The sequence below is a fragment of the Streptomyces sp. NPDC005791 genome (assembly GCF_042871485.1).
Classification (GTDB): Bacteria; Actinomycetota; Actinomycetes; order Streptomycetales; family Streptomycetaceae; genus Streptomyces.
This window is the reverse complement of record NZ_JBIAIP010000005.1, coordinates 122,306-146,428: the sequence shown is the minus strand read 5'-3', so window position 1 is coordinate 146,428 and position 24,123 is coordinate 122,306. Positions and strand designations below refer to the sequence as shown.

Here is a 24,123-nt window from a genome sequence, read left to right as displayed (position 1 = left end):
GGGACCATCTCGTCCACATGATGGATCGTGGTGGACTGGCCCAAGAGGCGCGTGACACGCTTCCGTCATGTCTGGAACTGGAATTGCCTTGGTGAGTCGGCGGCACGTCGACCTCGGCCGCATGTCCAGCGCCATCTGTCCGGTCCGCTGAGAGTCTCCAGCACCGCGCATTCCTGATGTTCCGTTCCACCCCCCTGCGCACCGCCGCGCCTCGCGCGAGTGTGCAGTTCAGAGCCGCCCTCCTGCAGTCCCGAAGGACGTATCGCCATGGCCGCCAGCCCCGAGAAGCCTGCTACCGCCACGCCTCGCCGCAAGGCCGGACGTCACCGTGGTGAAGGTCAGTGGGCCATGGGTCACTTCACCCCGCTGAACGGGAACGAGCAGTTCAAGAAGGACGACGACAGTCTCAACGTGCGGACGCGCATTGAGACGATCTACTCCAAGCGCGGATTCGACTCCATCGACCCGAACGACCTGCGCGGGCGTATGCGCTGGTGGGGCCTGTACACCCAGCGCCGCCCCGGCATCGACGGCGGAAAGACCGCCGTGCTGGAGCCTGAGGAGCTCGACGACCGCTACTTCATGCTGCGCGTGCGCATCGACGGCGGGAAGCTGACCACCGAGCAGCTGCGCGTCATCGGCGAGATCTCCCAGGAGTACGCGCGCGGCACCGCCGACATCACCGACCGGCAGAACGTCCAGCTGCACTGGATCCGCATCGAGGACGTCCCGGCGATCTGGGAGAAGCTCGAGGCCGTCGGGCTCTCGACGACCGAGGCCTGCGGTGACTGCCCCCGTGTGATCATCGGTTCTCCGGTGGCCGGGATCGCCGCAGACGAGATCGTCGACGGCACGTCCGCGGTCGACGAGATCCATGAGCGCTACATCGGCAGCAAGGAATTCTCCAACCTGCCCAGGAAGTTCAAGACCGCGATCTCGGGCTCACCGGTCCAGGACGTGGTGCACGAGATCAACGACATCGCCTTCGTGGGGGTGGACCACCCCGAGCACGGCCCCGGCTTCGACCTGTGGGTGGGCGGCGGACTCTCCACCAATCCGCGGTTCGCCGAGCGGTTGGGCGCCTGGGTGCCGCTGGACGAGGTCCCCGACGTCTGGGCCGGTGTCGTGGGGATCTTCCGCGACTACGGCTACCGCCGGCTGCGCAACCGCGCCCGCCTGAAGTTCCTGATGGCCGACTGGGGCCCGGAGAAGTTCCGTCAGGTGCTCGAGGACGAATACCTCAAGCGCCCGATGCTGGACGGTCCTCCTCCCGCACAGCCCACCTCGCGCTGGCGCGACCACATCGGTGTGCACGCGCAGCAGGACGGCCGCTTCTACGTGGGCTTCGCCCCGCGCGTCGGCCGCGTCGACGGCTCCACCCTCGCCAAGATCGCCGACCTGGCCGAGGCGCACGGCTCGGGCCGGGTCCGCACCACCGTCGAGCAGAAGATGCTCATCCTCGACGTGGAGCAGGACCGGATCGAGTCCCTGACCGCCGGCCTGGAGGCACTTGACTTCCAGGTGCACGCCTCCCCGTTCCGGCGCGGCACGATGGCGTGCACCGGCATCGAGTTCTGCAAGCTGGCGATCGTCGAGACGAAGGCGCGCGGAGCCGCGCTCATCGACGAACTGGAGCGCCGTCTGCCGGACTTCGACGAGCCGCTCTCCATCAACATCAACGGCTGCCCCAACGCCTGTGCCCGCATCCAGACCGCGGACATCGGCCTCAAGGGCCAGCTCATGCTGGACGACGACGGCAACCAGGTCGAGGGCTACCAGGTGCACCTCGGTGGCGCGCTCGGCCTGGAGGCCGGCTTCGGCCGGAAGGTCCGCGGACTGAAGGTCACCTCGGCCGAACTCCCGGACTACGTCGAGCGGGTGCTCGGCAGGTTCCAGGAGGAGCGCGAGGACGACGAGCGCTTCGCGACCTGGGCGGCCCGGGCCAGTTCGGAGTCGCTGTCATGAGCGAGCGAGCCGCGCCGTTCTACTGCCCGTACTGCGGCGACGAGGACCTGCGCCCGCACGAGGCGGGGCACGGTGCCTGGGAATGTGCTTCCTGCAATCGCGCGTTCCAGCTGAAGTTCCTGGGCCTGCTGGCCCACGGACTCCAGCGCGACGACGTGGAAGGGGACGGGACATGACGGACACGCCGCATACCGACGAACTCACCGACGAGGCACTGAGGGACCTGGCCGAGCGGGCCGGGCGCGACCTGGAGGACGCCTCCGCGAGCGACATCCTGACGTGGGCGGCCGACACCTTCGGCAAGCGCTTCTGTGTCACCTCCTCCATGGAGGACGCGGTGGTCGCGCACCTCGCCTCCCGGGTCTTCCCCGGCGTGGACGTCGTCTTCCTGGACACCGGCTACCACTTCGAGGAGACCATCGGCACCCGGGACGCGGTGGACGCCGTGATGGACGTCAACCTCATCACCCTGACCCCGCGTCAGTCGGTGGCCGAGCAGGACGCCGAGTACGGGCCGAAGCTGCACGACCGCGACCCCGACCTGTGCTGCGCGCTGCGCAAGGTCAAGCCCCTGGAGGAAGGGCTGACCGCGTACGCCGCCTGGGCGACCGGGCTGCGCCGGGACGAGTCGCCCACCCGGGCGAACACCCCGGTCGTGGGCTGGGACGCGAAGCGCCGCAAGGTCAAGGTCTCGCCGATCGCCCGCTGGACCCAGGACGACGTGGACACCTACGTCGCCGAGCACGGTGTACTGACCAACCCGCTGCTGACGGACGGTTACGCCTCCGTCGGCTGCGCGCCCTGCACCCGCCGGGTGCTGGAGGGCGAGGACGCCCGGGCCGGCCGCTGGGCCGGGCGTGGCAAGACCGAATGCGGGCTGCACGGCTGATGACGACTGATCAGGAGATATCGATGAGCGTGACGGAGTCGGGAGCCACCGTCTGGCTCACCGGTCTGCCGAGCGCGGGCAAGACCACCATCGCCTACGAACTGGCGGGCCGGCTGCGCGCCGACGGGCACCGCGTCGAGGTGCTCGACGGTGACGAGATCCGGGAGTTCCTCTCCGCCGGCCTCGGCTTCTCGCGCGAGGACCGGCACACGAACGTCCAGCGGATCGGCTTCGTCGCCGAACTGCTGGCCGCCAACGGCGTGAAAGTCCTCGTCCCGGTCATCGCGCCGTACGCCGACAGCCGTGACGCCGTGCGGAAGCGCCATCAGCAGGAGGGCACCGCGTATCTGGAGGTGCACGTCGCGACTCCGGTCGAGGTGTGCTCCGAGCGCGACGTGAAGGGGCTGTACGCCAAGCAGGCAGCGGGCGAGATCAGTGGCCTCACCGGGGTGGACGACCCCTACGAGGCACCCGAGTCACCGGATCTGCGGATCGAATCGCACCAGCAGACCGTGCAGGAGTCCGCAGCGGCGCTCCGCGCGCTGCTCACCGAGAGGGGCCTGGCGTGAGCACTGTCGCCACCGTGCCGGAAGGCACCGTCAACCCGTACGCGCTCAGCCACCTGGACTCCCTGGAGTCGGAGGCGGTGCACATCTTCCGTGAGGTGGCGGGTGAGTTCGAGCGGCCGGTGATCCTGTTCTCCGGCGGCAAGGACTCGATCCTGATGCTGCACCTCGCGCTGAAGGCGTTCGCTCCCGCGCCGATCCCCTTCACGCTGCTGCACGTGGACACCGGGCACAACTTCCCCGAGGTCCTCGAATACCGCGACCGCACCGTCGAGAAGCACGGGCTGCGCCTGCACGTCGCCTCCGTCCAGGAGTACATCGACGCCGGCAAGCTCCGCGAGCGCCCCGACGGCACCCGCAACCCCCTCCAGACGGTCCCGCTCACCGAGGCCATCCAGCAGCACCGCTTCGACGCGGTCTTCGGCGGCGGCCGCCGTGACGAGGAGAAGGCCCGCGCCAAGGAGCGCGTCTTCTCCCTGCGCGACGAGTTCTCCCAGTGGGACCCCCGCCGCCAGCGCCCCGAACTGTGGCAGCTCTACAACGGCCGCCACGCCCCCGGCGAGCACGTCCGCGTCTTCCCCATCTCCAACTGGACCGAGCTGGACGTCTGGCAGTACATCGAGCGTGAGGGCATCGAGCTGCCGGAGATCTACTTCGCCCACGAGCGCGAGGTCTTCAACCGTTCCGGTATGTGGCTGACCGCCGGTGACTGGGGCGGTCCGAAGGACCACGAGAAGACCGAGACCCGCCAGGTGCGCTACCGCACCGTGGGCGACATGTCCTGCACGGGCGCCGTCGACTCCGACGCCACCACCCTGGACGCCGTGATCACCGAGATCGCCGCCTCCCGCCTCACCGAGCGGGGCGCGACCCGCGCCGACGACAAGATGTCCGAGGCCGCGATGGAAGACCGCAAGCGCGAGGGGTACTTCTAACCATGACCACCATCACCGATCTGTCGGCCACCACCCTGCTGCGGTTCGCCACCGCCGGTTCCGTCGACGACGGCAAGTCGACCCTCGTCGGGCGCCTGCTGCACGACTCCAAGTCGGTCCTCACCGACCAGCTGGAGGCCGTCGCGCTGGCCTCCACCAACCGCGGCCAGGAGGCGCCCGACCTGGCGCTCCTCACCGACGGCCTGCGCGCCGAACGTGAGCAGGGCATCACCATCGACGTGGCGTACCGCTACTTCGCCACCCCCCGGCGCCGCTTCATCCTCGCCGACACCCCCGGCCATGTGCAGTACACCCGCAACATGGTCACCGGCGCCTCCACGGCCGAACTGGCCGTCGTCCTCGTCGACGCCCGTAACGGCGTTGTCGAACAGACCCGCCGCCACGCCGCCGTCGCCGCCCTCCTGCGCGTCCCGCACGTCGTCCTCGCCGTCAACAAGATGGACCTCGTGGACTACGCGGAGCCCGTCTTCGCCGCGATCGCCAAGGAGTTCACCGCCTACGCCGCCTCACTCGGCGTACCGGAGATCACCGCGATCCCGATCTCCGCCCTGGCCGGCGACAACGTCGTGGAACCGTCCGCCCACATGGACTGGTACGGCGGCCCCACGGTCCTGGAACACCTGGAGACGGTCCCCGTCAGTCACGATCTCACCGAGTGCCACGCGCGCTTCCCGGTGCAGTACGTGATCCGTCCGCAGAGCGCCGAACACCCGGACTACCGGGGGTACGCCGGTCAGATCGCCGCCGGGGTGTTCCGGGTCGGCGAGACGGTCTCCGTGCTGCCGTCCGGACGCACCACGACGATCGAGGGGATCGACGCGCTCGGCGAGAGCGTCGGCATCGCCTGGGCCCCTCAGTCGGTGACGCTCCGGCTGGCCGATGACATCGACGTGTCGCGCGGCGATCTGATCGCCCCGGCGGACGACGCTCCCGCGGTCACGCAGGACGTCGAGGCGACCGTCTGCCATGTGGCCGACCAACCGCTCACGGTGGGCCAGCGGGTGCTGCTCAAGCACACCACCCGCACGGTCAAGGCGATCGTCAAGGACATCCCGTCCCGCCTCACCCTGGACGACCTCTCCCAGCATCCGGCTCCCGGGCGGCTGGTGGCTAACGACATCGGCCGGGTCGTCGTCCGTACCGCCGAGCCGCTCGCGCTCGACACCTACGCTGCTTCGCGGCGGACCGGTTCGTTCCTGCTGATCGATCCTGCCGACGGCACGACGCTGACGGCGGGCATGGCGGGCGCCTCGTTCACCGCCGCCGACGGCGGGGAGGCGGAGGCGGACACCTCCGCCGAGGACGCGGAGTGGGACTTCTGATGGACGACGACTTCTTCTCGACCTTCGCGAAGGAGGGGGGCCGGGTCGGCAGCGGCGCCCTCGGCAGCGGCCAGGGCGGGGTCGGGCGATGTGCGTGATGACGTACGCGCACTGCCTGCGCGCCCGCTCGCAAGGACCGCACCGCCAGTTCAGACGAAGACCTGCCGATCGCCCGGCCGCGCCACCTGACTCCAGGAGGACGTGAGCACCGGGCCGACGAGAGGAAGACCTCCCGTGCCTGCCGCCCGTACGAATCTCCGCCGCAGCCTCGCCGCTGCCGCCGCTCTGCCGCTGCTGGCCGTGGCGCTGACCGCCTGCGGCTACGGCTCCCAGGCCGAGGACGACGACTCCGAGAAGGCGAACGTCTCCGCCGGAGGGAAGAAGCTCTCGGCGGACACCGTGAAGATCGGTTACTTCCCGAACCTCACGCACGCCACCGCCCTGGTCGGTATCCAGGAAGGCCTCATCGCCAAGGAGCTGGGCGGCACCACGGTCATGCCCTCGACGTTCAACGCCGGGCCCTCCGAGATCGAGGCGCTCAACGCGGGTTCGATCGACATCGGGTTCATCGGCCCGTCGCCCTCGATCAACGGCTACAGCAAGTCCAAGGGCCAGAGCCTGCGGATCATCGGCGGCTCGGCCTCCGGTGGCGTGAAGCTCGTCGTGAACCCGAAGAAGATCAAGACCGTGGACGATCTCAAGGGCAAGAAGATCGCCACCCCGCAGCTCGGCAACACGCAGGACGTCGCGTTCCTCAACTGGATATCCGAGAAGGGCTGGAAGGTCGACGCCCAGAGCGGCAAGGGCGACGTCTCCGTGGTCCGTTCGGACAACAAGGTGACTCCGGACGCCTTCAAGTCCGGTTCTCTGGACGGCGCCTGGGTCCCGGAGCCGACCGCTTCGAAGCTGGTCTCCGAAGGCGGCAAGGTCCTGCTCGACGAGTCGACGCTGTGGCCGGACGACAAGTTCGTCATCACGAACATCATCGTGTCGCAGAAGTTCCTCTCCGAGCACCCGGACGTCGTGGACGCGGTGCTGCGCGGCACGGTGAGCACCAACAAGTGGATCAACGCCAACCCGGACGAGGCGAAAGCCTCGGCCAACGCGGCGCTCGAGAAGCTGAGCGGCAAGGCCCTGCCCGCCGAGGTCCTCGACCCGGCGTGGAAGTCCATCCGGATCACCGACGACCCGCTGGCCGCCACGCTCGAGGCGCAGGCGGACCACGCGGTCGAGGCCGGCCTGCTGGAGAAGCCCGACCTCGACGGCATCTACGACCTGAAGCCGCTGAACAAGATCCTCAAGGCCGCGGGGCAGCCCGAGGTCGCCGACGCCGGTCTCGGCGTCAAGCAGTAGACCACCCGACCCAGCAGGATTCCTGATGACTCCCAGGAGGTGACGACCATGGCGACCACCACCCTCACCAAGGCCGAGGACCGTGCAGCGGTCGAGCACGCCGCTCGCATCCGAAACGTCTCCAAGTCCTTCGCCGGACCCACGGGGCAGCAGCTGGTCCTGGACGACATCACGCTCGATGTCGCTCCGGGCGAGTTCGTCACCCTCCTGGGAGCGTCCGGGTGCGGCAAGTCGACCCTGCTCAATCTGGTGGCCGGACTCGACCGCCCGACCGCGGGGTCCATCGAGACCCCCGGCGGGCGGCCGGCCCTGATGTTCCAGGAGCACGCCCTCTTCCCGTGGCTGACCGCGGGCAAGAACATCGAACTGGCCCTGCGCCTGCGCGGGGTACCGAAGTCGGACCGCCGCCCGGAGGCGGAACGGCTGCTCGAACTCGTACGCCTCGGCGGGGCGTACGGGAAGCGGGTGCACGAGCTCTCCGGCGGGATGCGCCAGCGCGTGGCGATGGCCCGGGCGCTCGCCCAGGACAGCCAACTGCTGCTGATGGACGAGCCGTTCGCCGCGCTCGACGCCATCACCCGCGACGTACTGCACGACGAACTGACCCGGATCTGGCGCGAGACGAACGCCTCCGTCCTCTTCGTCACCCACAACGTGCGCGAGGCGGTGCGCCTCGCGCAGCGCGTCATCCTGCTGTCGTCGCGCCCCGGGCGGATCGCCCGGGAGTGGACGGTCGACATCGAGCAGCCTCGCCGCATCGAGGACACCGCCGTGGCGGAACTGTCCGTCGAGATCACCGAACAACTGCGTGGGGAGATCCGCCGACATGGCCAGCACTGAAACGAAGGCCGACGACCTGGCGGGGCTCGAGGCGGGCCTGGACGCGCTCGACGCCGTACAGGTGCGCCGGACGCCGGCCCGCGAGATCCTGCTCAACAAGGTACTGCCGCCGGTCGTCGCGGTCGTCCTGGTGGTCCTCGTCTGGCAGGTGCTGGTCTGGGCGAAGGTCACCGACGACTACAAGCTGCCGCCGCCTTCGGCGGTCTGGGACAGCCTGACCGACATGTGGCTCCAGGGCACCCTGCTGGAAGTCATCTGGACCAGTGTGTCGCGCGGTCTGCTCGGCTTCGTGATGGCCGTCGCGATCGGCACCCCGCTGGGTCTGCTGGTGGCGCGGGTCAAGGTCGTCCGGGCGGCGATCGGCCCGATCCTGTCCGGGCTGCAGTCCCTGCCGTCCGTGGCGTGGGTGGCTCCGGCCATCATCTGGCTGGGCCTCGACGACAAGACGATGTACGCGGTGATCCTGCTCGGCGCGGTCCCGTCCGTCGCCAACGGACTGGTCTCCGGCGTCGACCAGGTGCCGCCCCTGTTCCTGCGGGCGGGCCGCACGATCGGTGCCACGGGACTGCGCGGGACGATCCACATCGTCCTGCCGGCCGCGCTGCCCGGCTATCTGGCGGGGCTCAAGCAGGGCTGGGCGTTCTCCTGGCGCTCGCTCATGGCCGCCGAGATCATCGCCTCGTCACCGGATCTGGGCCTGGGGCTCGGCCAGTTGCTGGAGAACGGGCGGAACAACTTCGACATGCCGGGGATCTTCCTGGCGATCCTCCTCATCCTGTTCGTCGGCATCGCGATCGACCTGCTGATCTTCAGCCCGCTGGAGCGGCGGGTGCTGCGCAGCCGCGGTCTCCTCGTCAGGAGCTGAGTCGTCATGGCCTCCCCCGTACTCCTCGTCATCGCCCACGGCAGCCGCGACCCGCGGCACGCGGCGACCGTGCACGCGCTCACCGCGCGGGTACGGTCGCTGCGGCCCGGCCTGCGTGTGGAGACGGGCTTCCTGGAGTTCAACGCCCCGTCCGTGCCGAGGGTGCTGGAGCGGCTGGCCGCGGAGGGAGCGGACGAGATCGTCGCCCTTCCCCTGCTGCTGACCCGGGCCTTCCACGCCAAGTCGGACATCCCCTCGGTGCTGCGCGAGGCCCGCACGCGGCTTCCTCGGCTGCGGATCAGCCTGGCCGACGTCCTCGGCCCGTCCCCGCTGCTGAACACGGCACTGGAACAGAGGCTGTACGAGGCCGGGGTGTCCCCCGGCGACAAGGGCACGACCGGGCTGGTTCTGGCCTCGGCGGGCTCCACAGACCCGGAGGCGAGCGCGGTGATCGCTGAAATCGCGCGGGAGCTGCGGCACACCGGTTGGTGCGCCGTGCGGCCCGCGTTCGCCTCCGCATCCCTTCCCCGCACCGCCGACGTCGTACGCGCCCTGCGCGCCGACGGCGTACGGCGGGTCGCGGTCGCGCCGTACGTCATCGCTCCCGGCCGGCTCCCCGACCGCATCGCGGCGGGCGCGGAGGAGGCCGGGGCCGATGTGCTGGCCGGCGTCCTGGGACCGTCCCCGACGCTCGCCCGGCTGCTGCTGACCCGGTACGACCGAGCGTGCGCGCCGGTCAGCGCAGCGCTGAGCGCCTGACCGTTCCGCTCCGGGACACGGCAACGGGCCGCGCTCGGTGAGCGCGGCCCGTCGGCGGACGGTGGTGCGTGAGGCCTGGAGGACCGGGCCTAGAAGACGCTGACGCCGTAGGCGCTCAGCGCCTCGGTGACGGGCTGGAAGAACGTGGTGCCGCCCGAGCTGCAGTTACCGCTGCCGCCCGAGGTGAGGCCCAGCGCGGTGCTGCCGGAGAAGAGCGAACCGCCGCTGTCGCCGGGCTCGGCGCAGACGTTGGTCTGGATCATGCCGTAGACGACGTCACCGCTGCCGTAGTTCACCGTCGCGTTGAGGCCGGTGACGGTGCCGCTGTGGACGCCGGTGGTGGAGCCGCTGCGCTTGACCGCCTGGCCGACCCGGGGGGTCGCGGCGGAGGTGATGTCCTGGTAGCTGCCGTTGTAGAGGGAGACCCGGCCGTCCGCGGCGGCGGAGCTGGCGTGCCGGATGATCCCGTAGTCGTTGACGGGGAAGCTGGAGCCGGTCCTCGTGCCGAGGGTCGAGCTCTGGCCGGAGTTGGTGTACCAGGTGCTGCCTATCTCGGTGCAGTGCCCGGCGGTCAGCGCGTAGTAGGTGCTGCCGCTGCGGACGTTGAAGCCGAGGGAGCAGCGTCCGCCGCCGGCGTAGATGGCCTGGCCACCCGCGATGAGCTTGTTGAACGTACCCGGGGTGTGCTTGATGTCGGCCTTCGCGCCCGAGTCGGTGACCGACTTCTTGATCGTGGCGATCTCGGCGGCGGTGACCGTGCTGTCGACGGTCACGACGACCTTGCCGGTGCTCGCCTCGGTGTACCAGGCGGTGCCGGCGATGTCGGCGCCGAGCACGGCGGAGCTGGCCTCGGTCAGTTCGGCCTTCGTCACGGTGGTGTCCGGTGCCGCCTGGGCGACAGCGGTGGGGGCCGCAAGCGCCACGGCGGTGACCAGACCTGAGGTCGCGGCGATGAGGCGAGCACGTCTGGAGAGCGAGCCGAGGGGGGCGAAGCGCTTGAAGGTCACAGGATCCTCCGTCGTTGGGGGGTGTCCGGTCCACTGGGTGGGCGGGCCGGTGGCGTGCGGTTGTCCGCGACCGGGGTCTGGTCGTGAACCTGCCAACCGCACGTTCGCATCCTTGACTCCGCCGGAACCGGTGACAAGGTCGTCTTCCGGACCACTGCGGAGAACGGACCGTGAACTCCGATATGCGTGCTGGTGGCTTCCGAACGACGGCGTCCGCCCACCGAACGGAGGAGCGCGGGCGAATTGCAGCAAACACCGGAACGCGGGGCCGACATGGGCCGCCGTCCGCGCCCATCACGTTCACACACGTTCACACACGATGCTCCGGCCCGCGGGGGCGCGCGTAGGCAGGTGTCCACAGCCCGGACCGGATGCCTGGAGGCATCGCCCCTTCGGTCGGCTTACCGGCGTTTTGCCCGGGCACTTCCGATGGCCGAAATCAGCCCTTCCGGCGAGAACCGGCCGGGCTCCGGGCGCACATCAGACCGGGGCGGCGCTCTTGCGGTGCCGCCCCGGTGTGTGCTGCCGGGCGGGGCCGGGAAACGGGCGGAACCGCCGGTTCAGACCTCGGCGAACGGATCGTCGATGAAGGGCGTGGCCTGGTGGAAGTAGAGCAGCCAGCCACCGTCGGTCAGTCGCCACAGTGAACTGCGATGGGAGCGCAGCCCTTTGGACTCCGTGTCGAAGGTGAGATGCACCAGGTCCGGCGTCAGCTGCTCGCCCCGCATCCGTGTCGCGGCGAGCGGCCCCGGGCGTGGTGCGTCCGGGGCCGTCAGCATGGCGATGATCGTGTCCCGCTCCCAGAGCCGGCCGCTGGTGCCGATCTCCCGGAAGTCGGGGTGCAGCAGCGTGGCCATCACATCGGCGGAGGCTCGCACCACCGGGTCGAGGAGGCGGAGCTCACCCTCGATGGCCGCCGCCACGGCGGGGGAGGACTCAGTCACGCGTCATCTCCACCAGCTTGGCCACGGTGTTCCAGTTGCGGCTGGTGGCGACGAGGCCCCGGGTGACGCCGGGCCGTCCGAGCGCCACGGCGAGCTTGGAGCGTCCGAGTCCGTCCGGCGCGTACAGATAGAGGGCGCGGTCCCCCAGCCGGAACTCCTCGGGGCGGAAGCCTTCGGCGTCGAGCGAGGCGAACCGTGCGGCGTCGACGGCCTGATCGAAATACGTGACGTGCAATTGCCTGCCCTCGAGCGTGGCAGCCGGGAACGGACACGCCTCGGCCACGGCCGCGAGATATCCACCCGAGCGGACGAGACAGTCGACCGGAAAGCCGAACCGTTCCTCGATCGCCCGCTCGAGTCCGGCGGCCAGGGCGATCTCGTCGCCCTCCGAGCTGCGGAAGACGGCGTTTCCGCTCTGCAGGTGTGTGGCGACGTCCTCGTGCCCCAGCTCCCCGAGCAGCGTACGGAGGTCCGCCATCGGAACCCGCCGGTGGCCGCTGACGTTGATCCCGCGCAGCAGCGCCGCGTACATCGTGCTCATGGTCCCCATCTTTCCACCGACGACGGCCGCCGCGCCCCGTGGGGGAGGGCGCGGCGGCCTTCTGTCTGTTCTGCCCGGCCTGTCCGGCCGGCCTACTCCACTACCTTGAGGAGCTTGTTCGCCGTGCCCTCGGTCGCGTTGGTGACGGCGTCCGGGGTGGCGCCGTCGGTGAGCGCCGTGGCGACCTCCTCGGGCGTGGCGTCCGGGTGGCCGCCGAGATAGACGGCGGCGGCGCCGACGACGTGCGGGGTCGCCATGGACGTACCGGAGATGGTGTTCGTGCCGTCGTCGCTGTCGTTCCACGTCGACGTGATGTCCGAGCCCGGTGCGTAGATGTCCACGACCGAGCCGAAGTTGGAGAACGACGACTGCTCGTCGTCCACCGTGGACGAGGCGACCGTGATGGCCTCGGGGACGCGGGACGGGGAGCCCTCGCCCGCGTCGCTCGACTCGTTGCCCGCCGCGACCGCGAAGGTGACGCCGGAGGCGATGGCCTTCTGGACGGCGGCGTCGAGGGCCGGGTCCGCCGATCCGCCGAGGCTCATGTTGGCGACGGACGGACCCTCGTGGTTCGCGGTGACCCAGTCGATTCCCGCGACGACCTGCTCGGTGGTGCCCGAGCCCGCGTCGTCCAGGACTCGGACGGCCACGATCTTCGCCTTCTTGGCCACACCGTGGGCGGCGCCCGCGATGGTCCCGGCCACGTGGGTTCCGTGCCCGTTGCCGTCGTCGGCGTCGTCGTCGTTGTCCACGGCGTCGAAGCCCGAAGCGGCTCGGCCCTCGAAGTCGTTGTGCGTGACGCGGACGCCGGTGTCGATGACGTACGCGGTGACGTCCCCGCCCGCGGCGTCCGGGTAGGTGTAGGCGTCGTCACCGGTGGCCTCGGCCTGGTCTATCCGGTCCAGACCCCAGGACGGCGGGCTGTCCTGGGTGGCGTCGATGTGGAACTTCTTGTTCTGGACGACCTTGGAGACGGCCGGGTCGGCGGCGAGCCGCTTGGCCTCGGTCTCCGAGAGTCCGCCGACGGAGAAGCCGTTGACGGCCGACGTGTAGTTCCGCCGGAGCGTGCCGCCGTATTCCTCGGCCAGGTCGGCCTTGTCGGCCTTCTGGTCCAGCATCACGATGTAGCTGCCGGAAACGGCTGTCGCCGCGTCCGTGCCGTAGACGATGCCCATCGCCGGCGCCGGGGCGGCCCCGGCGAACGGAGTGGCGAGCAGGGTGACGCCGGCGGCCGCTGCCACTGCGGTTATCGCGGCGGTGAGCTTGACCGAGCGGGCGCGCTTGTGAATTGCCATGAAGAGGGGGTCTCCTCGTCATTCTTTGTGGGGGGATTGACCCTCGGCCGGAAGATCTCCGGGGGCTGCCTCGAAACCCTGCTCGATTGACGCGCCCAGATCAAGACCTTCATGTAGCCGTCACGCAGTCGGCAAGCTTTCGTCACAGAAAAACGGCGCACTCCGCTCCATGTCGGGCACGCCGCCCCGGGGCCCCTTCCTCCGGTGCGGGCGCACCGGGTTCCGGACGGGTGGACTCGACCTGATCGCGCGCGAACGGTTCCGCTCGTCATCGAAGGAAGCCGACGGTGCGCCCGGAGGCCGACGCCGGGACGGGCGGGGCCCCGCCCGGGTAGCTGGGCCTCGACGCCCTCTCAGGCGGGCAGTTCGGCCTCGATGAGGTCGGCTGCCCGCCTCGTGCCGCCCTCCGCCGCCATCCGCTCCCGGATCACCGCCAGCCGCGCGGCCACCTCCGGATCGTCCACCAGAGCCAGGACGGCGGCCCGCAGGGACGCGGCATCGGCCTCCTCCTTCGGCAGGTGCCGGGCGACACCGAGAGCCTGGAGCATGTCCGCGTTGCCGAACTGGTCGACGGCCTGCGGGACAGCGACCATCGGGGTGCCGGTGGCGAGCCCTTCCTGACTGCCCCCGGCGCCCGCATGGGTGATGAAGGCGTCCGCCTGCTTGAGTACGGACAGCTGCGGGACCCAGGAGTGCACCTCGACGCTGTCCGGCACGTCGCCGAGCAGCGCCGGATCGACATGGGCGCCGATCTGCAGCACCACGTGCCAGCCGGGGAGATCACCGAAGGCCTTGACGCACTCACGGTAGAACGCGGGCTCGTTGGTGAACGACGAGCCGAGGGAGACCAGCAGGACCTTCTCCGCACCGGCCGGCCGCTTCCACTCCCCCTGGTCGGCGCGCTCACCCTGACAGGCACCGACGAAGACGAACCTGTCGTGGTCCACCCGGTCGGCGTTCGGCTGAAGCACCTCGGGAATCAGCACCAGGCCACGGCGCGGCCGGGCCACGAAGTCGTCGCAGGAGAGGTCGCCGAGACCGTTCTCCGAGAGCCAGGCCGCGAAACGCGCGTAGTACGCCTGGCCCCTCGCAGTCTGCTTCAGCTCGGCGGTCGCGGGCTCACCCACCTCCTCCTCGTACCCCTTCCAGGGGACCAGATTGGGCCAGAGCTGCACGGCGGGCACGCCCCAGCGGTGGGCGAGGAGACGAGCCGGGTAGGAGGTGATGTCGTGCAGGACGAGGTCTGGTCGGTCGTCCTCGAAGGCCTCGGCTAGTTGCGGGAGGGCCTGGATCGCGTCCGCGAGGAACGGTTCGAGGTTGTCGATGAGTTCGGTACCCCAGTCCTCCGGATTGTCCTCCGTGGGCAGGACCGAGGTGTAGATCACCGGCTCGGCTCCGGTGACGGCGACCCTCTCGGCGAAGGAGGCCGGAATGGCGTAACTGACGCGGTACCCACGGGCGACGAGCTCCCGGATCACTTCGAGGCTCGGGTTCACGTGGCCGTGGGCGGCGATGGAGAACATGGCGATGTGGGCACGCGGGGTCGATGTCATGCCCCCACAGTAAGCGAGACGATACGTCTCGTCCAGTTGTTTTACCGGGCGGTGTCGCTGCCGGGTCAGCGCTGGTAGCGGGCCAGCACCCGGTTCCCGTCGTCGACCAGTCGTTTCCTCAGCTCCTCGGTGCCGATGGCCCCGCTGTAGTACTCCTGGAGCGCGGGCGTGGCGACCTTGTCCTTCCACTCGGGATAGCCGCGTACCGACTGCGCGGGGGCGGGCCGCAGCGCCCGGGCGAGAGCGGTGCCCGTCGCCCAGCCGTTCTCCTCGGTGTGCAGCGCGGGGTCCGCGAGCGCCTCGGTGCCGGTCGGCAGCATCCAGTCGCCCTTGGCGAGGCGCACCATGTTCGCGGGGCGCAGCAGGAAGTCGATGAACCGTGCGGCCTCCTTCTTGTACGGGCTCTGCTCGGCGACGGAAAGTGTCTGCGGACTGACGCCCTGGGCCGACCCGTCGCTGCCGGCCGGGGTGGGGAGCACCGTCCACTCGAAGCCCTCGGGAGCCTGCTCCACGACCTGCTGGCGGTAGGAGAAGCCCAGCGGCACCATGGCGTACTTGCCGCCGAAGAAGCCAGGCAGCGTGTCCGAACCCCCCATGCCGAGTGCCGAGCGTGCGGCGCTGCCGTCGGAGCCGACCTGGTCCCGGACGGTTCCGGGCATGATGCGGTCGCCTTCTTCGAACCGGATGGTCACCTTGCCGTCCGCGTCGCGGTGGAAGAGCCGCCCGCCGGCGGACAGGCCCAGATTGAGGGTGACGGAGACCGGCTCCTTGAGCGGCCAGGCGACCCCGTACGTCCCCTTCTTCGTCAGTCGCTCGGTGACCTGCCGGAATTCCGGCCAGCTCCAGGGCTTCTCGGGGGTGGGGATCCGGACACCCGAGGAGTCGAGGATCTTCTTGTTGGCGATCAGGACCTTGGGTTCCTGGAGGAAGGGGACTCCGTAGACACCGTCGCCGAAGGTGGTGGTCGCCCAGGACTGCTGCGGGATGTCCCCGGTCAGCCGGTCGGGCAGCAGGGTCCGCAGATCGGCGAGGTAGCCGCCGTACGCGAAGTCCGCGAGGTCGTCGGAGGCGTCGTGGATGATGTCGGGCGCCTCACCGCCCTCGAAGGAGGTGAGCAACTGGTCGTGGACGTTGTCCCAGCTGCCCTGGACGTAGTCCACCTGGATGTCCGGGTGGGCGGCGTTCCACTCCCGTACGAGCTGCTTGTTGGCGTCGACGGACTCCTTCTGCCAGGCCAGCGACTGGAAGGAGAGCCGGATCGTTCCGTCCGCGTCCGTGTCGCCCTCTCCTGAGCAGCCGGTCAGCAGGAGGGCCAGTGCGGTGGTCAGCGCGGTGGCGAGCGCGGGCAGACGGCGGCGCATCAGTGCTTCACCGCCCCGGCCGTCAGACCGCCAGTGATGCGCTTCTGGATGACCGCGAAGAGCACCAGCGAGGGAAGGGTGGCGAGGAACGCGGCGGCGGCGAGCGGCCCGAGGTCGGCCACACCCTCCGCGCCGAGGAAGTGGGTGAGTACGACCGGCAAGGTCTGCTTCTCCGGTGTCTTGAGCAGGACGAGCGCGAAGAAGAACTCGTTCCATGCGGTGATGAACGCGAAGAGGGTGGTGGCGACGATCCCGGGGGCCAGCAGCGGCGCCGTGACCGACAGGAGGATCCGCGCCCTTCCTGCCCCGTCCACGGCGGCGGCCTCCTCCAGTTCGGGTGGTACGGCCCGTACGTAGCCGGCCAGCATCCAGAGCGCGAAGGGCAGCGACCAGACGACGTACACCAGGACCAGCCCCCACAGCGAGTTGATCAGGTGCAGATACTTGAGTACCAGGAACAGCGGGATGATCACCAGGACGAAGGGGAACGCCTGGCTGACCACGACCCACCCGGTGGCGGCCGTGGAGAGCCGCCCTCGGTGGCGGGCCATCACATAGGCCATGGGCGTGGCGATGACGACGGCGATCAGCGCGGCGCAGACCGCTGCGGTGAGCGAGTTCGCCGCCGCCCTGAGCAGCGGCTGTTCGTCGAAGGCCTGCCGGAAGTTGTCCAGCGTCGGGTCCTCGGGGATCCACGTGGGGTGCAGCGAGCCGAGCTCACGGGCCGGTTTGAAGGCGGTCGAGATCAGCCAGAGGAAGGGGAACGCCAGGAAGACGAGGTAGCACAGGAGCGCGGCGTACTGTCCGGCGCGCGCGGTTCTGCCCGTACGCAGGCTCATGCGTCCTCGCCTCCCCTGAGCCGGCCGACGAGATGGAAGGCGAGCAGCACCGAGATGACGGCGACCATCACGCATCCCATCGCGGCGGCGTAGCCGAACTGCCCGTAGCGGAACGCCTCCTCGTAGGCGAAGAGCATGGGCAGCCTGGTGCGACCGCCGGGCCCTCCGCTGGTCAGGACGTAGACCAGGGCGAAGGAGTTGAAGTTCCAGATGAAGTTGAGCGCGCTGATGGCCAGCGCCACGGGCCTGATGGCGGGCCAGGTGACGGTACGGAAGCGGCGCCAGGCCCCGGCCCCGTCGAGGGCGGCCGCCTCGTGGAGTTCGTGCGGGGTGTTCTGCAGCCCTGCCAGCAGTGCCACGGTGGTCTGGGGCATCCCGGCCCAGACCCCGACGACCATCACGGCGGGCAGCGCGGTGGCGAGCCCGGTCAGCCAGTCCCTGCCGTCGCCGAGCCCGAGATCGCGGATGGTCTCGTTGAGGATGCCGGCGTCGGGGTTGTAGACCAGACGCCACATGATGCCGACGACGACCTCGGGCATGGCCCAGGGGATGATCGCCAGCGCCCTGGCGAGCCAGCGCAGACGGAGGTTCGCGTTGAGCAGCAGGGCGAGGCCGAGGGCGAGCACGAACTGCGGGACCGTGACCCCGACGGCCCACAGCAGACCGATCCGGAAGGAGTCCCAGAAGAGGGTGTCGTGCAGCAGGTCCTGGAAGTTGAGGACGCCGATCCACTGGGTGGAACGGGTGCGGCCCGACTGCGCGTCGGTGAAGGCCAGCACGATGCCGTAGAGCAAGGGGCCGACGCTCAGGATCAGGATCGGGATCAGTGCGGGCAGCACCAGGAACCAGGTGGCGCCGTCCCGTCGCCGGCCCCCGCCCCGTCCGCCCTCTGGGCGCTTCCTCCTGGACCGCGTCGTTGCGGTCGCCAATGTCATGAATTCGACCCCTTTTTATCCTCTGGATCGGTTTCATCCCCGTATGGCCGCCCGGGCGGCCCTCGTCATCGTGCTGACGGGCCGCCCGTTCGTCAAGGTGGCCTGCGAGGATGAGAAAATCGGGTCATGGACGACATGCGTGCGCGCGAGGTACTGACTGCCGCCGGACTGACCGGCGACGTGGAGCTCCTCGCGCTGGGCGAGAACGCGGTGTTCGCCCTCGGCGACCTGGTGGTCAAGGTCGGCCGGGACGCCACGCACCACCCGGAGTTGCGGGAACGGGCCGAGCGCGAAGTGGCCGTCGCCCGGTGGCTCGCCGCCTCCGGCGTGCCCGCCGTACGGGCCGCCGAGCCGCGAGCCCGCCTGGTGGAGGGCCATCCGGTGACGCTGTGGCACCGGCTGCCCGCGGCCGTACGCCCGTCCGAACCCCGCGATCTGGCCCCGCTCCTCTCCCGGGTCCACGCGCTGCCCGCCCCCGCGGACTTCACCCTGCCCCGCCGAGAGCTGCTCGGCGGCGTCGAGCGCTGGCTGCGGCTCGCGGGCGACGCGATCGATCCGGCGGACGCCGACTATCTGCGCGGCCGGCGCGACGGCTTCGCGAAGGCCGCGGCGGCCCTCGCCCCGCACCTGCCACCGGGGCCCGTCCACGGCGACGCGCTCCCCCGTAATGTCCACGTCGGCCCGGACGGGCCGGTGCTGGTCGATCTGGAGACCTTCTCCGCGGATCTGCGCGAGCACGACCTGGTGGTCCTCGCCCTCTCCCGCGACCGGTACGGCCTGTCCGCCCGGGCCTACGACGCGTTCACGCAGGCGTACGGATGGGACGTACGCACCTGGGAGGGGTGCGCGGTCCTGCGCGGCGCCCGCGAGACCGCGAGCTGCGCCTGGGTCTCCCAGCACGCCCCGGCGAACCCCAAGGCGCTCACGGAGTTCCGGCGCAGGGTGGCGTCACTGCGCGAGGACGACCCCGAGGTGCGCTGGTACCCGTTCTGAACGCCACGCCCCACCGATCCGCGCAGGTGGGCCGTCTCGTGGCGACGGGGCCACCTCGCGGTGCCGCGTATGCTTCCGGCGACTGTCCAGATCACCCGGAGAAACGGAACCCCATGACCATCGGCCCCCTGACCGCGGCGAAGTGGAGCCTCTCGGCCATGGCCGCCGGTGTGCTGCTCGTCGGCTGTTCGGCGTCGGTCGACGTCGGAAAGTCCGAACCGAAACTGTCTGCGGACGAACTGGCCACCACCGTCTCCGACAAGCTCGCCCGTACGACAGGGCAGCCGAAGCCGGACATCGCCTGCCCCGAGGACCTCGTCGGCAAGGTCGGCACCACCACCCGTTGCACGCTCACGGCAGGCGACGGCAGCACTCTGGGCGTGTCGGTCGACGTCACCTCCATCGAGGGAGACCGGATCAACTTCGACATCAAGGCCGACGAGACGGCTTCACCGGCTCCGAACTGACAACCCCGCGTCGTCTTCTCCCGCCTGCGGCTCCCGCCTCCGCGGAATGAGCGGCCACGCCGGTTCGACGACCGCCGCCGGATCCGCGGTGCGCCGGAGATAGGCCTGCAGCGAGAGCGACTGCTCGGCTGCCGCCTGCACCTGGAGACCGTGCAGGTCCTCCAACGGCATCACTCCGACGAGCTCGTGCCGCTCCCCCATGCTCCGCACCACGCGGGCGGCGGCCACGGCGTCCGCCCTGGCGTCGTGCGCGTCCTCGAGCGACACCCCGTAGTGGGCGCACAGCGCGTGCAGGGCCCGCTTCCCCTTCCGGTACTTGTCCACGTGCTTGTCGATCACCAGCGGGTCGATGACGGGCGACGGCGCGTCTCCCAGGAGCTCACTGACCGACTCGACCCCGTACCGACGGCACTCACGGTCGAGCAGCGACAGGTCGTAGCGTGCGTTCATCACCACCAGAGGCGTCCCCGAGCGCAGCCCCTCGGCGACGGTACGGGTGATCTCCTCGACCGCGGCAGCGGCCGGCATCCCGTGCTCGCGGGCGCGTTCCGTGGAGATTCCGTGGATCGCCGACGCCTGCTCGGGTATGGGCACACCGGGATTCAGCAGCCAGGTCCGCTCCCGGGACACGCTTCCGTCCGCTTCCAGCCGGACGACCGCCGCCGTCACGATGCGGTCGGTCTCGACGTCCGTCCCCGTGGTCTCCAGGTCGAACGCCAGCAACGGCCCGTTGATCCAGCTCATCCCGTACCTCCTTCTGTGGTGCTTTCCCCCAGGTGATGACCACCTTCGCACGCACCACTGACAACGGCGGCCGGCCGTGGGGGCGTCAGGAGACGGGCCTGGAGTCCGTCCAGACCGACTCGAACTCCTCGCGGTACGTCTCGAAGAGGCCGTGTTCACTGTCCTGCCCCGCCCTGACGACCGCACGCCCCCCACCGCGCAGCACCAGCACAGGGGCCTCCATGCCGCGTGCGCGCCGCAGATAGGGCTGGACGACCCCGACCGCGTCGGGTCCGTCACCGTCCACCAGATAGGCGGTGAAGCGCGGCGTCTCGTCGAAGACGTGGATCTGGAAGGCGCCCGGGTCACGGAGCTTCGAGCGGACCCGGCGCATATGAAGGATGTTCATCTCCACGGAGCGGCTCAGTTCGCCCTTCTTGAGGCCCAGTTCGCGCTCCCGGCGCTTGACCGCACTGCTCGCCGGGTTGATGAACAGCAGCCGGACCCGGCAGCCCGACTCGGCGAGGCGGACCAGCCGGCGCCCCGAGAAGTTCTGCGTGAGGAGATTGAGCCCTATGCCGATCGCGTCCAGCCGGCGCGCGCTGCCGAACAGGTTCTCGGCGGGCAGCTGACGCTGCAGCCGCACCCGGTCCGGGTGGACGGAGACCACGTCGGCGTAGCGGTCGCCGACCAGCTCCTCCACGGCGTCCACGGGCAGGCGGTCCGCGGAGGGGACCGCCGCGCCGCTGCCGAGGATCTCCAGGAGCCGCGCCGAAGCCCGTTCGGCCTGCGCCAGGACCGCCTCGTTCAGCGCGCGGTTGCGGGAGACGACGTTGCGCGCCACCTCCAGCTCGTCGAGCGCGAGCTCCACCTCGCGGCGGTCGTCGAAGTACGGTTCGAAGCACGGCCAGTGCTGGACCATCAGCTCACGCAGCTGCGGCAGCGTGAGGAAGCTCAGGACGTTGTCGTCGGCCGGGTCGAGCAGATAGCCCTTGCGGCGCGAGACCTCCCGGACCGCGACGGCGCGCTGCACCCACTCCTGCCCCGCGGGTCCTGCGGCTGCCACCACCCAGTCCTCGCCGTGCACCGGCTCGTAGATCGGCCGGATCACGGCGGAGACCACGGCGCGCAGCCGCTGTTCCACCAGGTTCAGCCAGATGTACGCCCGGCCGGCCCTCTGGGCGCGCGTGCGCACCTCGTTCCAGGCGTCCGCTCCCCAGTCCAGCTCGGCACCGATCTCCATCGGCTGTGCGAGGGAGACAGCGCCTGGCGGGGCATCGGTCGATTCCCCCTCGTGACCCGTGTCACCTGGGGGCAGCTCGAACCCTCCCGAGCTCACCCGTGTACCGCCTTCCACTCCCCCACCAACGATCAAGGAAGGGTACTCCGGTAGCGGGAGCCGGTGCAGCAGGATGCACAGGCTCTCTCCCAACTCCCCTGTCACGTGCGCCTGTTCCTTGCGGTGAGATCGGGCGGAGTGAGATGGTTCATAGTGATTGCGCACCCCCTCGCACGCCGCAACGGGACGGAGGAGCCGCCCGACGGCCCGGGCCCCCTGTCCGGGCGACACCGAGGTGTCCCAGGTTGACCGGCCCGGCGGGATCCCGCGACGGAACCCGGCCGCACCGGTCGACGTACTAGGTACAGGACCGCCTTTCGGGGAGTATCGGGGCGAAATACCCCAGCACCCGGATCAGAAGTGGAAGAGTCCTATCTATGCAGGTCTGGCCGGGACACGCGTATCCCCTGGGCGCCACCTACGACGGCGCCGGAACCAACTTCGCGGTCTTCTCGGAGGCCGCCGACCGAATCGAGTTGTGCCTGCTGCACGACGACGGTTCAGAAACGGCGGTGGAGCTCCGCGAGACCGACGCCTTCGTGCGTCACGCCTATCTGCCCGGGGTGATGCCGGGGCAGCGCTACGGCTTCCGGGTGCACGGGCCGTACGCACCGCAGCACGGGCAGCGCTGCAATTCGGCGAAGCTGCTCCTCGATCCGTACGCACGTGCGATCTCAGGGCAGATCCAGTGGGGCGAGGCGGTGTACGGCTATCCGTTCGGCAGACCGGACGAGCGCAACGACCTCGACTCCGCACCGCACATGATGACCTCGGTCGTCGTCAATCCGTACTTCGACTGGGGGGACGACCGCCGGCCCCGGACCGACTACCACCGCACGGTGATCTACGAGGCCCACGTGAAGGGCCTGACGATGCTTCACCCGAGCCTGCCGGAGGAGCTGCGCGGCACCTACGCGGGGCTCGCGCACCCCGAGATCATCGCCCATCTGACGGAGCTGGGTGTCACGGCGATCGAACTGATGCCGGTGCACCAGTTCGTCCAGGACCACCGTCTCGCTGACGCGGGACTCGCCAACTACTGGGGCTACAACACCATCGGTTTCTTCGCCCCGCACAACGCCTACGCCTCGTGGGGTGACCGCGGCGAACAGGTTCTGGAGTTCAAGCAGGCCGTGAAGGCGCTGCACCAGGCGGGCATCGAGGTCATCCTCGACGTGGTCTACAACCACACGGCGGAGGGGAACCACCTCGGTCCGACACTCTCCTTCCGGGGGCTGGACAACGCCTCGTACTACCGCCTGGCCGAGGACCAGAAGTACTACACGGACACCACGGGCACCGGGAACTCGCTGCTGATGCGGTCCCCGCACGTCCTGCAGCTGATCATGGACTCGCTGCGGTACTGGGTGACCGAGATGCACGTGGACGGTTTCCGCTTCGACCTGGCGGCGACACTCGCGCGCCAGTTCCACGAGGTGGACCGGTTGTCGTCGTTCTTCGACCTGGTGCAGCAGGACCCGGTGGTCAGCCAGGTGAAGCTGATCGCGGAGCCCTGGGACGTGGGCGAGGGCGGCTACCAGGTGGGGAACTTCCCGCCGCTGTGGACCGAGTGGAACGGCAAGTACCGGGACACGGTGCGGGATCTGTGGCGGGGTGAGCCCCGGACCCTCGCGGAGTTCGCCGGACGGCTCACCGGCTCCTCGGACCTCTACCAGGACGACGGCAGGCGCCCGCTGGCCTCGATCAACTTCACCACCTGCCACGACGGTTTCACCCTGCACGACCTGGTGTCGTACAACGACAAGCGCAACGACGCCAACGGTGAGGGCAACCGGGACGGCGAGAGCCACAACCGTTCCTGGAACTGCGGGGCGGAGGGGGACACCGAGGACAAGGAGGTCCTGGAGCTGCGCAGTCGTCAGATGCGCAACTTCATCGCCACGCTGATGCTCTCCCAGGGCGTGCCCATGCTGAGCCACGGGGACGAGTTCGCACGGACCCAGCGGGGCAACAACAACGGCTACTGCCAGGACAACGAGCTCTCCTGGGTCCACTGGCCCGACCCGTCCGCCGCCTCGCGGGCAGAGGACGGCGAGGAGGACGGCGACGGCGGTACGGACACGAGCCTGCTGGAGTTCACCCGGTCCATGGTCTGGCTGCGCCGCGACCATCCGGTGTTCCGGCGCCGGCGCTTCTTCCACGGGCGCCCGGTCGAGGGCACGCATGACGAGCTGTCCGACATCGCATGGTTCACCCCGCGGGGTGCGGAGATGACCCAGCGGGACTGGCAGGCGGCGCACGCCAAGGCCATGACGGTCTTCCTGAACGGCCACGCGATCTCCGAGCCGGGGCCGCGCGGGGAGCGGATCTCCGACGACTCGTTCCTGCTGATGTTCAACGCGGGCGCCGAGACCCTGGAATTCGCCGTCCCGATGAACCACGGCAAGCGGTGGCAGGTCATCGTGGACACCGCGATCCCGGACGGGGTGCCGCCGGGTGCGGGACCCAGGGTGTCGGCGGGCGAGCGGGTGACCCTGGTCGGGCGGAGCCTGACGGTGCTCAAGCGTCCGGCGTAGACCGATGGGGTGACGGGCACCGGGCGGGCGCCGTCCGGTCGGTGCCCGGTGGCGGAGAAGGTGGGAGAGAGCCG

At 69.9% G+C, this 24,123-nt stretch carries 24 protein-coding genes; 14 read left to right on the top strand and 10 right to left on the bottom strand.

Annotated features, from left to right (window positions below; all coding sequences use genetic code 11):
* Positions 1-67 precede the first annotated feature (67 nt).
* From ACFYSH_RS12225 to ACFYSH_RS12175, 11 genes are all read left to right on the top strand, one after another.
* A complete protein-coding gene (locus ACFYSH_RS12225; RefSeq protein WP_349817346.1) occupies positions 68-151 on the top strand; it encodes a putative leader peptide in 84 nt (27 codons plus the stop codon).
* Positions 152-267: 116 nt separating this feature from the next.
* Positions 268-1,965 carry a nitrite/sulfite reductase gene (locus ACFYSH_RS12220; RefSeq protein WP_359468165.1) on the top strand — a complete coding sequence of 566 codons (1,698 nt, stop codon included), beginning with the start codon at positions 268-270 and terminating at the stop codon, positions 1,963-1,965.
* Complete coding sequence (locus ACFYSH_RS12215; protein WP_359468168.1) at positions 1,962-2,141, top strand: hypothetical protein; 180 nt, start codon at positions 1,962-1,964, stop codon at positions 2,139-2,141. Before ACFYSH_RS12220 ends, ACFYSH_RS12215 begins: the two co-directional genes overlap by 4 nt.
* Positions 2,138-2,854: a phosphoadenylyl-sulfate reductase gene (locus ACFYSH_RS12210; protein ID WP_359468171.1), complete on the top strand. Its 717-nt coding sequence runs from the start codon at positions 2,138-2,140 to the stop codon at positions 2,852-2,854. Before ACFYSH_RS12215 ends, ACFYSH_RS12210 begins: the two co-directional genes overlap by 4 nt.
* Positions 2,854-3,423 (top strand): adenylyl-sulfate kinase, encoded by a 570-nt coding sequence (cysC, locus tag ACFYSH_RS12205; protein WP_359468173.1) that lies wholly within the window; start codon positions 2,854-2,856, stop codon positions 3,421-3,423. The genes ACFYSH_RS12210 and cysC overlap by 1 nt, the downstream gene beginning before the upstream one ends.
* Positions 3,420-4,355, top strand: coding sequence for a sulfate adenylyltransferase subunit CysD (gene cysD / locus ACFYSH_RS12200; RefSeq protein ID WP_359468176.1), 936 nt, complete (start codon positions 3,420-3,422; stop codon positions 4,353-4,355). The genes cysC and cysD overlap by 4 nt, the downstream gene beginning before the upstream one ends.
* Before the next feature lie 2 nt (positions 4,356-4,357).
* On the top strand, positions 4,358-5,698 hold the full coding sequence (locus ACFYSH_RS12195; protein ID WP_388752134.1) for a sulfate adenylyltransferase subunit 1: 1,341 nt from the start codon (positions 4,358-4,360) through the stop codon (positions 5,696-5,698).
* Between the two features lie 234 nt (positions 5,699-5,932).
* Entirely contained in the window at positions 5,933-7,051 is a 1,119-nt protein-coding gene (locus tag ACFYSH_RS12190) for an aliphatic sulfonate ABC transporter substrate-binding protein (protein ID WP_388752132.1), read from the top strand.
* Positions 7,052-7,099: 48 nt separating this feature from the next.
* Positions 7,100-7,891: an ABC transporter ATP-binding protein gene (locus ACFYSH_RS12185; protein ID WP_359468184.1), complete on the top strand. Its 792-nt coding sequence runs from the start codon at positions 7,100-7,102 to the stop codon at positions 7,889-7,891.
* Positions 7,878-8,756: an ABC transporter permease gene (locus tag ACFYSH_RS12180; protein ID WP_359468187.1), complete on the top strand. Its 879-nt coding sequence runs from the start codon at positions 7,878-7,880 to the stop codon at positions 8,754-8,756. The genes ACFYSH_RS12185 and ACFYSH_RS12180 overlap by 14 nt, the downstream gene beginning before the upstream one ends.
* Before the next feature lie 6 nt (positions 8,757-8,762).
* The gene (locus tag ACFYSH_RS12175) at positions 8,763-9,515 is read left to right on the top strand and encodes a sirohydrochlorin chelatase (RefSeq protein WP_359468190.1); all 753 of its coding nucleotides are present in this window, start codon (positions 8,763-8,765) and stop codon (positions 9,513-9,515) included.
* An 89-nt stretch (positions 9,516-9,604) separates the two neighbouring features.
* On the opposite strand, the gene ACFYSH_RS12170 is transcribed toward ACFYSH_RS12175, so the two are convergent.
* The 8 genes from ACFYSH_RS12170 to ACFYSH_RS12135 form a co-directional block, all read right to left on the bottom strand.
* Positions 9,605-10,522 carry a S1 family peptidase gene (locus ACFYSH_RS12170; RefSeq protein WP_359468192.1) on the bottom strand — a complete coding sequence of 306 codons (918 nt, stop codon included), beginning with the start codon at positions 10,520-10,522 and terminating at the stop codon, positions 9,605-9,607.
* 560 nt (positions 10,523-11,082) lie between these two features.
* On the bottom strand, positions 11,083-11,466 hold the full coding sequence (locus ACFYSH_RS12165; RefSeq protein WP_359468194.1) for a nuclear transport factor 2 family protein: 384 nt from the start codon (positions 11,464-11,466) through the stop codon (positions 11,083-11,085).
* Positions 11,459-12,007: a DUF1697 domain-containing protein gene (locus tag ACFYSH_RS12160; protein WP_359468196.1), complete on the bottom strand. Its 549-nt coding sequence runs from the start codon at positions 12,005-12,007 to the stop codon at positions 11,459-11,461. Before ACFYSH_RS12160 ends, ACFYSH_RS12165 begins: the two co-directional genes overlap by 8 nt.
* A 92-nt stretch (positions 12,008-12,099) precedes the next feature.
* A complete protein-coding gene (locus ACFYSH_RS12155) occupies positions 12,100-13,302 on the bottom strand; it encodes a S8 family serine peptidase (protein WP_388752129.1) in 1,203 nt (400 codons plus the stop codon).
* Between the two features lie 353 nt (positions 13,303-13,655).
* Entirely contained in the window at positions 13,656-14,855 is a 1,200-nt protein-coding gene (gene mgt, locus ACFYSH_RS12150) for a macrolide-inactivating glycosyltransferase (RefSeq protein WP_388752127.1), read from the bottom strand.
* A gap of 65 nt (positions 14,856-14,920) precedes the next feature.
* On the bottom strand, positions 14,921-16,216 hold the full coding sequence (locus ACFYSH_RS12145; protein WP_359468204.1) for an extracellular solute-binding protein: 1,296 nt from the start codon (positions 16,214-16,216) through the stop codon (positions 14,921-14,923).
* Positions 16,216-17,055 carry a carbohydrate ABC transporter permease gene (locus ACFYSH_RS12140; RefSeq protein ID WP_359468206.1) on the bottom strand — a complete coding sequence of 280 codons (840 nt, stop codon included), beginning with the start codon at positions 17,053-17,055 and terminating at the stop codon, positions 16,216-16,218. The genes ACFYSH_RS12145 and ACFYSH_RS12140 overlap by 1 nt, the downstream gene beginning before the upstream one ends.
* Positions 17,052-17,990, bottom strand: coding sequence for a carbohydrate ABC transporter permease (locus ACFYSH_RS12135; RefSeq protein WP_388752124.1), 939 nt, complete (start codon positions 17,988-17,990; stop codon positions 17,052-17,054). The genes ACFYSH_RS12140 and ACFYSH_RS12135 overlap by 4 nt, the downstream gene beginning before the upstream one ends.
* Before the next feature lie 126 nt (positions 17,991-18,116).
* Between ACFYSH_RS12135 and ACFYSH_RS12130 the strand changes: the two genes are divergently transcribed.
* Positions 18,117-18,983: an aminoglycoside phosphotransferase family protein gene (locus ACFYSH_RS12130; RefSeq protein ID WP_359468211.1), complete on the top strand. Its 867-nt coding sequence runs from the start codon at positions 18,117-18,119 to the stop codon at positions 18,981-18,983.
* Positions 18,984-19,096: 113 nt separating this feature from the next.
* Positions 19,097-19,450 carry a DUF4333 domain-containing protein gene (locus ACFYSH_RS12125; protein WP_359468213.1) on the top strand — a complete coding sequence of 118 codons (354 nt, stop codon included), beginning with the start codon at positions 19,097-19,099 and terminating at the stop codon, positions 19,448-19,450.
* Here the strand turns inward: ACFYSH_RS12125 and ACFYSH_RS12120 are convergent.
* Together ACFYSH_RS12120 and ACFYSH_RS12115 are read right to left on the bottom strand one after the other, a co-directional pair.
* Positions 19,433-20,194, bottom strand: coding sequence for a 3'-5' exonuclease (locus tag ACFYSH_RS12120; RefSeq protein WP_388752121.1), 762 nt, complete (start codon positions 20,192-20,194; stop codon positions 19,433-19,435). The two genes, ACFYSH_RS12125 and ACFYSH_RS12120, sit on opposite strands and share 18 nt — an antisense overlap.
* Before the next feature lie 85 nt (positions 20,195-20,279).
* Positions 20,280-21,512 carry an SAV2148 family HEPN domain-containing protein gene (locus tag ACFYSH_RS12115; RefSeq protein ID WP_359468217.1) on the bottom strand — a complete coding sequence of 411 codons (1,233 nt, stop codon included), beginning with the start codon at positions 21,510-21,512 and terminating at the stop codon, positions 20,280-20,282.
* A 377-nt stretch (positions 21,513-21,889) separates the two neighbouring features.
* Here ACFYSH_RS12115 and glgX point away from each other — a divergent pair, with 377 nt between their 5' ends.
* Complete coding sequence (glgX, locus tag ACFYSH_RS12110; RefSeq protein ID WP_359468219.1) at positions 21,890-24,049, top strand: glycogen debranching protein GlgX; 2,160 nt, start codon at positions 21,890-21,892, stop codon at positions 24,047-24,049.
* The last annotated feature ends 74 nt before the right edge of the window (positions 24,050-24,123 follow it).